General features: G+C 37.2%; 13 protein-coding genes. All 13 read right to left on the reverse strand.

The window, feature by feature from the left end; all coding sequences use genetic code 11:
• Positions 1 to 460: 460 nt before the first annotated feature.
• A complete protein-coding gene (locus C7Y70_RS20335) occupies positions 461 to 1,639 on the reverse strand; it encodes a DegT/DnrJ/EryC1/StrS aminotransferase family protein (protein WP_135476825.1) in 1,179 nt (392 codons plus the stop codon).
• Between the two features lie 39 nt (positions 1,640 to 1,678).
• Positions 1,679 to 2,296, reverse strand: a complete 618-nt coding sequence (locus C7Y70_RS20340; RefSeq protein WP_135476827.1) for an acetyltransferase — start codon at positions 2,294 to 2,296, stop codon at positions 1,679 to 1,681.
• Positions 2,289 to 2,885 (reverse strand): sugar transferase, encoded by a 597-nt coding sequence (locus tag C7Y70_RS20345; RefSeq protein ID WP_135476828.1) that lies wholly within the window; start codon positions 2,883 to 2,885, stop codon positions 2,289 to 2,291. The genes C7Y70_RS20340 and C7Y70_RS20345 overlap by 8 nt, the downstream gene beginning before the upstream one ends.
• The gene (locus C7Y70_RS20350; RefSeq protein WP_135476830.1) at positions 2,882 to 4,099 is read right to left on the reverse strand and encodes a glycosyltransferase family 4 protein; all 1,218 of its coding nucleotides are present in this window, start codon (positions 4,097 to 4,099) and stop codon (positions 2,882 to 2,884) included. Before C7Y70_RS20350 ends, C7Y70_RS20345 begins: the two co-directional genes overlap by 4 nt.
• Before the next feature lie 2 nt (positions 4,100 to 4,101).
• Positions 4,102 to 5,916 carry an alginate lyase family protein gene (locus C7Y70_RS20355; protein WP_135476832.1) on the reverse strand — a complete coding sequence of 605 codons (1,815 nt, stop codon included), beginning with the start codon at positions 5,914 to 5,916 and terminating at the stop codon, positions 4,102 to 4,104.
• Positions 5,913 to 8,054 carry a bi-domain-containing oxidoreductase gene (locus C7Y70_RS20360; protein WP_135476834.1) on the reverse strand — a complete coding sequence of 714 codons (2,142 nt, stop codon included), beginning with the start codon at positions 8,052 to 8,054 and terminating at the stop codon, positions 5,913 to 5,915. The genes C7Y70_RS20355 and C7Y70_RS20360 overlap by 4 nt, the downstream gene beginning before the upstream one ends.
• Before the next feature lie 15 nt (positions 8,055 to 8,069).
• Positions 8,070 to 8,840: an AglZ/HisF2 family acetamidino modification protein gene (locus C7Y70_RS20365; protein WP_135476836.1), complete on the reverse strand. Its 771-nt coding sequence runs from the start codon at positions 8,838 to 8,840 to the stop codon at positions 8,070 to 8,072.
• 3 nt (positions 8,841 to 8,843) lie between these two features.
• Positions 8,844 to 9,464: an imidazole glycerol phosphate synthase subunit HisH gene (hisH, locus tag C7Y70_RS20370; protein ID WP_135476838.1), complete on the reverse strand. Its 621-nt coding sequence runs from the start codon at positions 9,462 to 9,464 to the stop codon at positions 8,844 to 8,846.
• Entirely contained in the window at positions 9,461 to 10,594 is a 1,134-nt protein-coding gene (locus tag C7Y70_RS20375) for an N-acetyl sugar amidotransferase (RefSeq protein ID WP_135476840.1), read from the reverse strand. The genes hisH and C7Y70_RS20375 overlap by 4 nt, the downstream gene beginning before the upstream one ends.
• Before the next feature lie 10 nt (positions 10,595 to 10,604).
• Positions 10,605 to 11,225: a CatB-related O-acetyltransferase gene (locus C7Y70_RS20780; protein WP_135476841.1), complete on the reverse strand. Its 621-nt coding sequence runs from the start codon at positions 11,223 to 11,225 to the stop codon at positions 10,605 to 10,607.
• Positions 11,226 to 11,236: 11 nt separating this feature from the next.
• Entirely contained in the window at positions 11,237 to 12,301 is a 1,065-nt protein-coding gene (locus tag C7Y70_RS20385; RefSeq protein WP_135476843.1) for a glycosyltransferase, read from the reverse strand.
• A complete protein-coding gene (locus C7Y70_RS20390; protein ID WP_135476845.1) occupies positions 12,301 to 13,668 on the reverse strand; it encodes an O-antigen polymerase in 1,368 nt (455 codons plus the stop codon). Before C7Y70_RS20390 ends, C7Y70_RS20385 begins: the two co-directional genes overlap by 1 nt.
• Positions 13,661 to 13,964, reverse strand: a 304-nt coding sequence (locus C7Y70_RS20395) for a polysaccharide biosynthesis C-terminal domain-containing protein (RefSeq protein WP_210114682.1), incomplete at its 5' end; no start/stop codon positions are given. The genes C7Y70_RS20395 and C7Y70_RS20390, both read right to left, overlap by 8 nt.

Genomic DNA, 13,964 nt, shown 5'->3' on the forward strand with positions numbered 1-13,964 from the left:
CCGCTAATCTCTACCTCAGTGAACTCGGTGTGCTCCGTGGTGAATAAATCACTAAAAACAATTTCACCACCGAGAACACAGAGGCGCTTCGCTACACAGAGGAAAGACTAGTTAAAGATAAAATCTATTAACTCTCTAATCTCTACCTCAGTGAACTCGGTGTGCTCCGTGGTGAATAAATCACTAAAAACAATTTCACCACCGAGGGCACAAAGTCGCTGCACTACACAGAGGAAAGATTAGTTAAAAGGAGATAAAATCTATTAACTCTCTAATCTCTACCTCTGTGCTCTTCGTGTACTCTGTGGTGAATAAATTACTAAAAACATTTCCAACCTAGGTACTGCGCTAACCTAGAAGCAGTTTTTCAAATTGGATAACACCATCCTTTGTTTCCTAGATTTCTTCTAGCTCCAAGGCACTTCCCTAGAATCTAGTACCTACCCTAGAACCTAGCAACCTAACACTTACTCGCTAACCCAAACACTTCTTTCATTGCTTGAGTTGTTTTGGCTATTTCAGCTTCAGTCAACGTTGGGTGCACTAAAAACATGATTGACGTTTCACCAAGTTCAACAGCGTTCGGTAGGCGGGTTTCTGGGCGCCATGGAGTGTTATCGAACGCTTTTTCTAAATACACTTCTGAGCAACTACCCTGAAAACACGGTACGCCGCGCTCAACTATAGTGTTAACTATACGGTCGCGATCCCACCCTTTGGCTAACTGTTCTGGCTTTATAAACATATAATGTTTATATTCAGCGTGTTCGCTATGCTCAGGTACTTCAACTAAACGAATACAATCAAAACCACGTGCGGCTTTATCAAGTTCGGCGCCGTACGCTTGGCGTTTTGCAGACCAATCGCTCATACGCGTTAATTGAATACGACCAATAGCGGCTTGCATCTCAGTCATGCGCCAGTTGGTGCCAAAGCTTTCGTGTAACCATCTAAACCCTGGTGGGTGTTCACGGTTATAAATAGCATCAAAGCTTTTACCGTGGTCTTTATAGCTCCACATAGCTGACCATAACTCTTTTGAGTTAGTGGTCACCATGCCGCCTTCACCGCCGGTGGTCATGATTTTATCTTGGCAAAAACTCCACGCGCCAACATGGCCAATACTACCAACAGATTTACCTTTATACTTAGCGCCATGAGCTTGAGCACAATCTTCAATCACATAAAAACCATGCTCTTTGCTGAGCGCCATTATTTCGTCCATTTCAGCTGGCATACCCGCCAAATGTACAACAATAACGGCTTTTGTTTTTGGTGTAAGTATCGCTTTAATAGATTCAGCAGTAATGGCTTGGCTGTTTAGGTCAACATCAGCAAATACAGGTGCTGCGCCGGCTGTAACAATACTAGAGGCAGATGCTAAAAAAGTACGCGGTGTAGTTATAACCTCATCACCTGCACCTACATTTAACGCTTTCAGCGCAATATCTAATGCAAGCGTACCGTTACCAAGTGCTATTGCGTATTCACTACCAGCCCAGCTGGCAAATTCTTTTTCAAATTCACGGCCTTCAGTGCCGGTCCAATAATTAACTTTGTTTGACAAAACAACACGACTTACAGCATCAGCCTCTTGCTGAGTAAAGCTTGGCCAAGGAGAAAATGGGGTATTTAACATGATGTTCCTATTGATTCCATATAGAAATGAGTGTTTAACTTATCTTGGTACTGCAGGAGAGCCAAATACAGTAACGTTATTAGGTATATTTTTTACAACGGTACTACCAGCACCAATCAAGCAGTTATCGCCAATAGTGATTAACTGTCTCACTTGGCTGCCAATGCCAACCCAGCTTTTACTGCCAACAATAACGCCGCCCGCTAAAGCAACATTAGGGCAAATATGGGTAAAATCACCAATAATACAGTCGTGCTCAACAACCGCTGAGGTGTTGATAATACAACCAACCCCCACTTTGGCAAATGCATTGATCACAGCACCGGCAAAAACTACCGTGCCCTGCGCTATTACTGCATATTTACTTATCACTGCAGTGGGATGAATTAACGTTATGAGGTTAAAATTATTTTGTTGTAATAACTGTATTTTTTGTAAGCGAATATCATTATTACCAATAGCAACAACAAAATCGATTGGCGTAGTATGTAAGGCAATTAAATCAGCGCATGTACCCTGTATTGGCCAATGCTCAATATTGGTTTTACTTGGGTAAGCGTCGTCATAAAACTTAACCGTAAACCCAAGTTGCTCGGCAATATCAGCAATAACCTTACCATGGCCGCTAGCACCCACTATCGCTAACTGTTTAGTCATTATTAGAGCCTTTGAATGGCTCAATAGTTACATGCCCGTCAGCGCTGATACCTTCACGAACAAACACTTTTTTTACCGTGAGTAATAGTATTTTAAAATCCAGTAACAAGCTTTGGTTATCAACATACCACACATCAAGCTTAAATTTTTGCTCCCAGCTAATTGCATTGCGGCCATTCACTTGTGCCCAACCAGTAATACCGGGCCGTACATTATGGCGACGTGCTTGCTCAGGGCTATAAAGCGGTAAATATTGCACAAGCAGGGGCCTTGGCCCTACTAAGCTCATATCGCCTTTTAATACGTTAAATAAACCTGGCAGCTCATCTAAGCTAGTTGAACGTAAAAAAGCACCAAATGGAGTCATTCGCTCATCATCAGGCAGTAAATTTCCTTGCTTATCTTTGCCATCAAGCATGGTCCTAAACTTCATCATTTTAAAAATTTTACCATTCAAACCAGGGCGATCTTGCGTAAATAAAATAGGTGAACCCAGTTTAAAACGTATAAGTACAGCAACTACAACAATTACAGGTAATAAGGTGAGTATTGCACACAGAGCAACTAAAAAATCAAATAGGCGTTTCATTTTACAGCTCCAGTAACCCAAGTTACCCATTTATCAGCTAAGTTATGGCGATTAAAATCACGCTTAGCCAAAGCCTGTGCCCTTTCGCCCATTTCAGGTAGTAACTCTTTTTTATTTGCGGCATCCTCTAACGCATCAGCAAAAGCAAAAGCATTGTCAGGCTCAATTGCATAACCACAATTATTCTCTTTAATCATCCCCGCTAACCAACCAGGATAGTTATTAAGAACAGGTAAGCCTGCCGAAATATAATCAAAAAATTTATTAGGTGACGTACCATAATAAAAAGCCGGAATGTTAGCTAATAACTGTAAGCCAATATCAGCACCTTTCATCAGTTCAGCTAATTTGCTTTTATTAACCGGAGGATGAAAAATTACATTATCCAACCCTTCTTGCTTAGCTCTGGCCTGCAAGCTTTCTTTCAACTTCCCTTGGCCAACTAAAACAAGTTTAATATCGTCGCGACCGCGTTTTTTTAATTCAACTGCAGCATTTAATGCGGCATCTAAGCCATTTGCTTGCCCATGAGTCCCAGTAAAAACAGCCATTAAATCTGTATTGGCAACGCCATCTGGGCGCCAAGCAGTAACTTCATCAGCAAATATTGTTAAATCACAACCATTTGGTACTATTTCAACCTTACTGGCTTTTACACCACGTTTTTTAATACCTTCAACAATACCAGGCGACAAACCAATGCAACGGTGAGCTGAACGGTAAGAACACCACTCTAAAGCAGACATAGCAGCTAACACTAGCGGGTTTGTAATTACCCCCATTTCTTTAGGTAACTCAGGCCATAAATCACGAACCTCAAATACAAACGGTTTGCCTCTAAGCCAGCGCGCAAATATTCCCGGTATACCTGCCGTTAAAGGCGTTGTTGTTGCAAAAACCACATCGTATTTATGAGTTAACGCAATACCAATACTTTTTAAAGCAAATTTTAAAAAAGTACCAGCACGCTTTACTAAACCATCAGCATTTGAATAAGCTAAATCAAACTCTATGATATTAATACCATCCACTACGCCTTCTCTTCGGCCTTTAACAAAATCAGTAGTTAAACCCGTTTCACCGCCACCGTAGCTGCCACAAACCATAGTCACTTGATGGTTATGCTTAAGTAAACGCTGAGCCATTTCATAAGAACGTATGCCAGTGGAGCCGCTTGGTGTAGAAAAATGCTGGTGAAAATATAAAATATTCATAATTAAAACTTTACTTCCGTGGTAAGTATTCCAGGTTTATTAACTTCGATTTCGAGTACTGGAATTTCAGATTCTTGATAATAATAGCGAGATTCATAACCTGTGGTTAATTCAATGCGCTTTATATTGATATCTGCTGAAAAATTAATTGTGCACAACTCACTTACAACACTATCACCAACTAACTGCCAATCAGCAGGAGCAAGACGAAAGCGAAGTATTGCCTGGTGTTTAAAGCCGTTAATAATATCTTGTATTATTAGTACATTAGGCTGCAACTTTATGGCTCTAATATGTTCACAACCAAAGCGGTCTTTATAGCCAGCAGTAACCGCTTGGCATTCATTACTCACAGTAAGCTCTTTTTTAATTGATGTTTTTAGCCAGTCACCTAATAAAAAACGACTTAAACGTGGCATTTGCTCATGAGCATCAAATTCAACTGTGTTATGGCTTTTTACACCACCATAGTAGTCAATGTATTTTTGACCAGCATTGTAGCTAAATGTGCCACCATCACGAAATATATTTTGGCCATCCAACCAAAAGTCAATATGTAAAGCATCGCATTGGCTTGGCCTAAACTTAAACATAGGGTAGTTAAAATAAAGCCCTGCATTTTCACAAGATAAATAGGTATAGCCACCATTAATAAAGTCTTTAGAACTCTTATTAGCTATAGATTGCTTCGGTATTTCCAACTCTAACCATTGCAGTGGAACATTAAAATCACCACTAAAATCATAGGCTGCTTTATTTACAAATAATACACTTGCAAGCTGAACGCTCGGCCTAAAATCCCTGTAATCAGTGCCCGTTAAAGGTATTAACCGTGCTCCATCATTAGCGCCCATATTTGGCGCATCCCCTGTTTTAGCATCAGTAAAGTAGAACAACCAATTAGTAGCTGCGGCTAACTTTGTATATAGCCGCTTACTAAAACAAGAGAGATCATGTTTTTGCCGCCAAACCTCTGCCAAGCTATAAGTATCCAACATCACACGATGATAAGTTACAGAGTATTGGCTAAAACTGCCGTCCTCTTCTATTAGCTTATGGGCTCTATTTTCGAGCCATTTTAAGCCTTGCTTTTGCCATTTAACTCCTTCAGCATTGCCATTTTGTGCAAGCCATGAGCCACCAATATAAAGTGCAGCAGCTTCTGATGTACCATGGTTATTGTCTTGCGCAACAGCATACATTATCGTTGGTGATATTCGCTTTAGGTGCGCTTTTATAAAGCTTAGTAATGCAGGAGTGGTATTGTGAGTTTGTTTTAATATTAGCGCAGCTAACGCCAAATGAAGCACCCTTATTGATGCCTCTTGCCCACACTTCCAATTAACTCCGTTGTAGGTTGGGTTCTTATCTACCCAATCAATTAACCATGTATTTAATTTTTTAAGTCCTGTTGCATCACCTGTTGCTACGTGTTGCGAAAAACTAACGACCCAATCAAAACGTGACGCCTCCCATACACCTTTGATATCACCCAACTGGTTATTAAAATCACCAATTAAATACCAAGGCTTATCAGCAGGCGCTAACTCACCATTTAAACAACTTTGCTGCCAATTAGGGATCGCTTCATTAGCTCTCTCAATACCAAAATAAGTATGTTTATTACTCCACTGAGTATTACATTGGGTATTAACAGTCGAGCCAATATAGGGCGTAAAAAAGCCCCCTTGCTTAACTTCACTGGTAATACTTTTTACTTTATTAAGCCCAGTTTTTATCCCTAGCTGATATACAAATACTCGGATTAGGTTTGGTAAACCTAATCCGAGTGCTGTTTTGACTTTAACTAAGCTCATTTTTGTAAACGCAACTGCTCAGCTATATCAATTGTGATTTTAGCAACTTCAAACAGTTCATTAGCAGGAATAGGTGCTACCGTCCCTTGCTTAACAGAATTAATAAAAGCAGCAGAGCAAGCTGTTTGGCCTTTATCTTGCTTCCATAAGTTAAGCTTTTTAAATCCTTTCCAGCCAAACCCTTTTAATTTAATAAAGTTATCTAACTGTAATGTACTACCTGCAGCAAATACTTCTACCCGCTCTTTAGGGAAACTAGCAGCACCATTAGCTAAGTAGTGAATTGTACCGAATGAACCATCAGCAAAACCTAGTATAATTGCCGCTTTGTCTTCAGTAACTTCCACTGAGTCGGTATCACCCATTCTACGAGCTTGAACACTTACAATTTCACTACCAACTAAATAACGCATTAAATCTATAAAGTGGCATGCTTCACCAATAATACGCCCGCCACCTACACTGTTATCTTGTGTCCAATGGTCTGCAGGGATACTGCCCGCATTCATAGTCATAATAAATGACTTTGGCTCTTTAATTGGAGCAAGTAACTCTTTCATTTTTTGAATTTGCGGAGAGAAACGGCGATTAAACCCGACCATTAATTTAGGTGCTTTCTCTGCTTTAACCGCTTCATCATAAGCAGCTTTTACATCAGCAAGTTCTTCATGCGTAATAGCTAATGGCTTTTCAACAAAAACATTTTTACCTGCTTTAAGCGCTTGTTGAACAAAATAAGCGTGACTATTGTGACGAGTAACAATAGCAATTGTATTAATACTCGGATTATCAATCATGTTTTGCGTATCAGTGGTTGCCTCAGCAAAACCCGCTTTTTCGCCGTGAATTACGCCATTAATCCCACCAGAGGTAGAAATACTATGAAATTGCGCACCCGCTTCTTTAAAAGCCGGGATCAGCATACGCGATGCATAATTACCTGCGCCAATAAAACCAACTACAGGCTCATCTGCTTTATAATTAGGTGCTGTATTTAATTTAATTACTTTTTCATGACGGCTTGCTACTTCAGATTCAAACTGCAACAAAATACCTAAAGCACTTTTGTCAGTTGTTAACAAATCATAAGCATCGCTTGAGTTTTCAAATTTGAATCTATGTGTAATTAATGGCTTAACATTAATTTGACCACCAGACATCATGTCAAGTATTGCTTCAAAATTACGCTGCTCGGTCCAACGTACAAATGCTAGCGGGTAATCGTTACCTTGCTCTTCATAACTTGGATCATAACGGCCAGGACCATAAGAGCATGAAACCTGAAAGGTTAATTCTTTTTCATAAAAGTCAGCACGGCTTAATTCAAGGCCAATTACACCCACTAAAATAATGCGCCCACGTTTACGGCTCATTCTAGCCGCCTGCGTTACTGGATCATTTGACTTTGTGGATGCAGTTATAATAACGCCATCAACACCAACACCACGGCTAAATGCCATACCTGCAGCCACTGGATCTTCGCCTCTACCAGGGTTACAAATTTCAGCACCAAACTGCTTAGCTAAATCAAGCTTTGATTGGTCAAAGTCGATTGCTAATACTCTACAGCCTTGCGCCCGTAGCATTTGCACCGTTAGTAAACCAATTAGGCCAACACCAGTCACTACAAAACATTCGCCCATTGTTGGGTTAGCTAAGCGAATGCCTTGTAAACCGATGCTTGCTACAACTGTAAATGACGCTTCTTCATCTGTTACATTAACAGGTATTTTAGCAACTAGGTTTTTAGCAACACGCACCACATCAGCATGAGGACCATTAGACACCACTCTATCGCCAACTTTAAATTCATCAGCGCCTTTACCTACACTTTCAATAATACCAACATTGCAGTAGCCCAAAGGTAGTGGCTGAGCCAGCTTAGATTTAACAGCATCAACCGTGGTCATCAAACCATCAGTCTGTACTTTCTCAAGCACCATTTTAACTTTATCTGGTTGTGCACGAGCTTTATCTATTAGATTAGCTTTACCAAAGTCAACTAGCATTCTCTCTGTACCAGCAGATATTAGTGTAGTTGTCGTGTTTATAACCACGTTATTTTTTGTCGCTTGAGGCGCAGGAGCTTCAACAATGGCCGAGCCTCCCTTAGCCATATCTTGAAGAATTTGTTTCATTTTAATTTTCCGTGATTAATCTGTTGATAAAATTGACTGTTTAGCTGATTGAGATGGATAATTAATTAAAACGGCTTTATATTTACCTTTAAACACAAATAAACTTCCGGCTGCCGCACCTATTAATTTTTCACTATCGATTAATTGCTTTAAATCATCATGGCTACCAGCTCCACCAACAGCAGTCACCGGAATCGATAAAACATCTTTGAACTTGCGAATCATGGTAAGATCGTATCCCTTCATCATCCCATCATTATCTATGGAATTAATTACAATCTCCCCTGCACCTAATTCTTGTATCTTTTTAGCGAATTCGAGAGAGTTAACTTTCTGTTTATTTTTTGCATTGATGGTATAGCAATCATATTTGCTGCCAAGTAACCTCTTTTTGATATCCAAACACACAACAACACTTTGACTACCAACTCGCTCCGCTAGTTCGGTCACAATCTGAGGGCTATCAAATACAATGGAGCTTAAAGATACTTTTTCCACACCCAACTGCAAAATTCTTTCTGCTTGCTCTAATTTTTTTATTCCACCACCATAACATAAAGGCATTCTACATTCAGATGCTATGTTTTCAATAAGCTTATAATCCGGCTCACGGTTCTCAGCTGAAGCATCAATATCAAGTAACATCAATTCATCAGATTCTTGCTCATTAAAGATTTTAACAGCATTGAGTGGATCGCCAACATACTTGCCTTCTTTGAAGTTAACCGTTTTAACTAAACCTTTTTGGTGCATTAAAAGTACTGGGATTATTCTTGAACGTAGCATTTGTTATAAACTCGCAAAGTTTTTCAGTAAAGTTACACCATTATGATGACTTTTTTCTGGGTGGCATTGAATGCCATGAATATTTTTATGACCAACAATACATGCATACTCAAACCCATAATCAGCTGTGGCTAAAACATGACTATTATGTTTCGCTTCAAAATAATAGGAATGTAAAAAATAAAAAAGCTTATCTTGATCAAAATCTTTAGTTAAGGCGTGTTCACCTTGTAAAATTAAATTATTCCAGCCCATATGCGGAAGAGGGAACTCACTTTCGATAGCAAGTGAATCTCTTTTAAAACGTTTCACACGCCCTGGGATCCACCCCAGACCTTGAGCAATACCTTCATCGCTACCATCGGCCATCATTTGCATGCCAACACAAATACCTATAACAGGAACCTCTTTATTTAAAACTAAGTCATCTAAAGTTTCACGAAGCCCCGAATTATTCAATTTATCCATCGCATGATCAAAAGCACCTACACCTGGCAAGATTATTTTTGTAGCCTTAGACAAGTCACTGGGTGTTTTTGCGAACATAAAGTCTATATTTAGTTTATTATATAAATTTGCAAATGCTTTAATATTACCTAAGCCATAGTCAACTATACAAATCATCGTTTAATTGACCTCTCAACACCTATAAACTTGAGTATCTTCGCACCAAAATCAAAAAGTGATTCTTGATTTTTATAATCTTTATACGTTTTATTTGGTTGGTTAAAGTAAGCATATAATTCCTCTACAGGTATTTCTAACTTATTTGCCACAAATTCAAATTCATGCTTAGCTTCTTCTTCCGATATAGCTGGTTTTTCTAGTATTTTTAATGCTTCATCACGAGACATTTGCCCAGTTACAATCAAGCTTGATAATTGTACTTTTCGTGTATCATAGCCAAACTTTTTAGGTAGCCAATAACCCTCGTAAAATTTAGTAAACCTCGACTCAAAATGCTTTTGCGCGGGCGCTTTCCAAGAGTATTCATCTTGTAGAAACTTAACAGCCTCTGTTTTAATATATGGGAAGTAGTTTAACGGCTTAATCACTTGCACTTTTTTGATGTAACGCAAGTAAAACTTATGCCTCAAAACACTACTAAATGGGTATGTTTTCATAGGATTAGTACTAAATTGTTTTCTTAAATCCTTAATCAAAGCCATATCAGTCCCATAATAAAGCCATTCAAGAGGGTTTCTTATGCATTCCGTTGAAATATTGCCGCCATTAAGAATATATTTTATTTTATATTTATCAGCAAAATCATATAACGTAGCCACGAATGCATGATCCTGAGGTATATCAATATTTGGCAAATTAGACTTGAGGAAAGTGAGTTGAAAGTCTTTCATCTCTTCCCAGTTTATAACTTCTGTAAAAAGATCCAATCCCAACTTATCAATCATTACATTTATATTATGTACTGCAACATCAGAATTCCAACCACCATCAACGTGAAATACAAGTGGCCGCAAACCATATTCTTTAACCATTACATGTAATAAATATGAACTGTCAGCACCACCACTCATACCCATAATACAATCGAAATCACGCCCTTCGCCGTCTTTTTTAATTTTAGAAACTATTGCATCTAATTCGTGTTTGCCGCGTTCATCAGTATGCCAATTCGGCTGTACATTTTGCTCAAAGTCGAGACAATGGTCACAAACACCATTCTCATCGAAAGTAATCTTAGTGTCTGTTGTGTCCATGACACAGTTAGTACAAACTTGGTAATCTTTCATATATCTGCCATCAATTAATTTTAGTATTTGCTTTACTTACGAACTTTACAGGGTCAGTAATGTATTCAGCTAAAGTTTCAAGTTTATTATCATCAAAATCCCACCACCTAAGACTTAAAAGACGAGCAGCAAGATCATCATCAAATCTAAACCTAATAAACTTCGCTGGATTTCCAGCCACAATTGCAAAATCAGGTACATCCTTTGTAACGACTGACCCCATTCCTATAACAGCACCATGACCGACTCTGACACCTGATTTCACTTTAGCTCCTTCGCCAATCCAAACATCATTTCCTATAATTGTCTCGGGTATGTCGTAAAAGTAGTGTTTTGAATACTTTTTCTTAACGCTATCTTTATGTGAAAGAAAGACTGGACTAGTTGAGACAAAATTAATAGGGTGCTTTGCACCTCCAATTACTACATTATTAGCAATAGAACAAAACGATGAAATCTTAGAGTTTATTATCGTACAATCATAGCCGCAATATGAATGTCTTAAAAAAGTACTATTGACCACAGTTGAACCAGCTTCGATTTTTGACGTGCAATCAATATTTGAATTCTTTATTGCTTTTCCCTTAAGCTTTCTTAAAACCCGAGAATATACGTATTTAATATCAATCATATAGCACCTTATTAATGTTCAAAATCAATTGTTGAGCGTTCAGTAGAATCTATTGCATCTAAAAAACCACTTGCCATATTCTCAATAGTGCAATATTTTTCATAATACCTGTATGCATTTAGACCTAATGATTGAGCTAGATCCAAATCATTGCCGAGTAAGGTTAAAACATCTTTTAGCTCTTCTTTATTTTTACACATAAACCCATTACTTGAGCTTTTAATATTCTCAATTTCTCCACCACTTATGGCGCCAAGTTTCGTTATAAATGGTGTTCCAAAACCTAAGCTCTGTAAAACTGATAATCCTGCTTGCCCATATGAGATAGAAGCAAGGCTTTCTCGATAATATTGCTCTAATATTTGAGAGTCTTCAATTTTTCCTAGAAACTTAACTCTCTTATCTAAATCAAGTGACTCAACAACACTTTCTAAATATCTTCGCTCTTCTCCGCTTCCAATAATAGTTAAACAAATATTCTTGGGGATTAGAGGAAGTACTTCTTTAAAAGAATGTATTAGAGTAGGCATATCTTTTCGTTTATTTAAGCTCCCAACAAAAAGAAAGCGAAACTTATCATCATAGTTAAATGCTTTTACATGACGAGGAACATTAAATGTATTATTTGCAACAAATGCCTTCTCACGTTTCAGTCCGTTTGCAACAAACTGCTGCTGAGCTCTAGGTGAATAAAAAATATTTGAGTCAGCAAGCTTTGAAAATAGATCCCTAGTTAAATTAGCAGCTTTGCTTTTTGTATACCAAGCGCCCCAAAGAATAGATTTTGTTTTCGGTTTTAACTTAACTATTAACGCATTGACTAAATTAGATAACCAAGCCACATTAAAAAGAAAAATCACTGCGTCATACCGGTTAAATAATATCTCTTTTGTCACTCCAAACTGATACTTCAGAGGACCAATTGATATCAACCGTCCTCTTATCTGCTTGTATTGTGTACCTGGCAATAAACTTCCTGAGTGCAAAACGGTCAGGTTGCACTCTTTAGATAGTTCATTGAAAAAGTCTTCTCTGTAGTGTTGAATTTCGTTATATACGATTAATATATTTTTCATTATTTTATCCTAGCAATCAGTTTATATATATAGTACGCGGTATAGTTATAAAATATTGCAAAAGAAATAAAAACGACATACATATCTAATCCACTCCCTCTTACATAGGTTATAAAATTCATGTACACAAAAAGCAGCCAAAGTATATTTAACTCTTTACCCTCAATTATATTTTTTATTGAATAAAAATATAATTTATACATAAGAACAAAAAATATAAATACTGCAACCAAACCAAAAAAATGAAAATTCCAAAAAAATTCAGCGTAAATATTTATTGGGTCAGAACCTCCAATTGCCCTATAACCAGGGTCATGGTAGTTAGTATACAAATCAATAATACTACTTGGTTTAGCCTCCCAGACCTCTCTGGGTATAAATATAAAAATAACCTTACCTATTGTACTCCCAAAAGACATTAAGCTAGGGTCTGAAAACACGTATTCCATAGATTGAAGAGCGTTATAATAAACAGATGTAGCCTCTATATTATTAAACAACGAAGATAAAAATATAGGACTATTAATATATTGAAAAAAATATGGCGCAGCGGTTAAAAACGAATCTGAATTTTCAAAATTGCCATAGCCACGAGCTATTGACATAATGATTATCAACGAAAGTATTACTGAAAAACCTATCAGAGCAATAAAAACATTTTTTGCATTTATAATGAATCTGGAATACAAACTTTCAAGAAATATAATTGGGAAAATTAAGAATATAGCCTCTCGTTTACTTTCGACCGCACTCAAGGATAGAAAAGCTATGATAAATAGGTAAATAACAAACCTATATTTTATTTTGTTTGCTGCCAAGTAATAAACTAAACACAATGCGGCTAATGTTTTTGGTATTATTGAGAAACCTACGATAATATAGTCAGTAAATATTGAAAGTGATAATAATATAAGTGAAGTATAAATAACGTAATTGAAATTGACTTTTACATTTAAACTAAAGCTATTAAAAAACTCCTGCACCCTATTTCTATAGAATAAATCAACAATAAATGCAAAGAAATTACACAACATTAAGAAAGTCAAGGAATATGGAACATATTCCCAATTTTTATACTGATGGTAGCTTAACCTACCAACAATCAGATTTTCTTTGAAAGCGATCGCACCAATCACAGTAGATATACTAATATATAGTATCGCTAAAATCGCTGGGGACATGACGTAGATCCAATACCCTCTTTTAATAACCCCAAAACACACAACAAGTAACTGCAATAACAATATATAATGACCGAAACTCTTAGCTTCAGTTGAATTTAAAAGTAGAGGCATTAAAGCAATAGTCAGAAGAAGCGCTACTATTTTAATATCAAATATACTTAACCTAAAATACCTATCAACCATGAAATTTTATCGCTTTATTTTTTGAATAAATGAATAGCATACATGCTAGGAAAAGTTCACTGGTAACAGTAGCAATAGCGGCCCCCTCCATACCATATTTTGGTATAAGATAAAAATTCAAACATACATTTAATAAAAGTGCTATCACAGTGTAAACTGGAATATTCTTTACTTTCTTCATATAAGCAAGTTTATAAAATGAGAACAAGTAAAAAACGTGGAATAAGTTAGATATTAAAATTATCCAAAAAGTTTGTTGACCTTTCATATATTGCACCTGTCTCTTATACACATCT

Origin of the sequence: Pseudoalteromonas sp. KS88 (genome assembly GCF_004766475.1) — a bacterium.
Classification (GTDB): domain Bacteria; phylum Pseudomonadota; class Gammaproteobacteria; order Enterobacterales; family Alteromonadaceae; genus Pseudoalteromonas.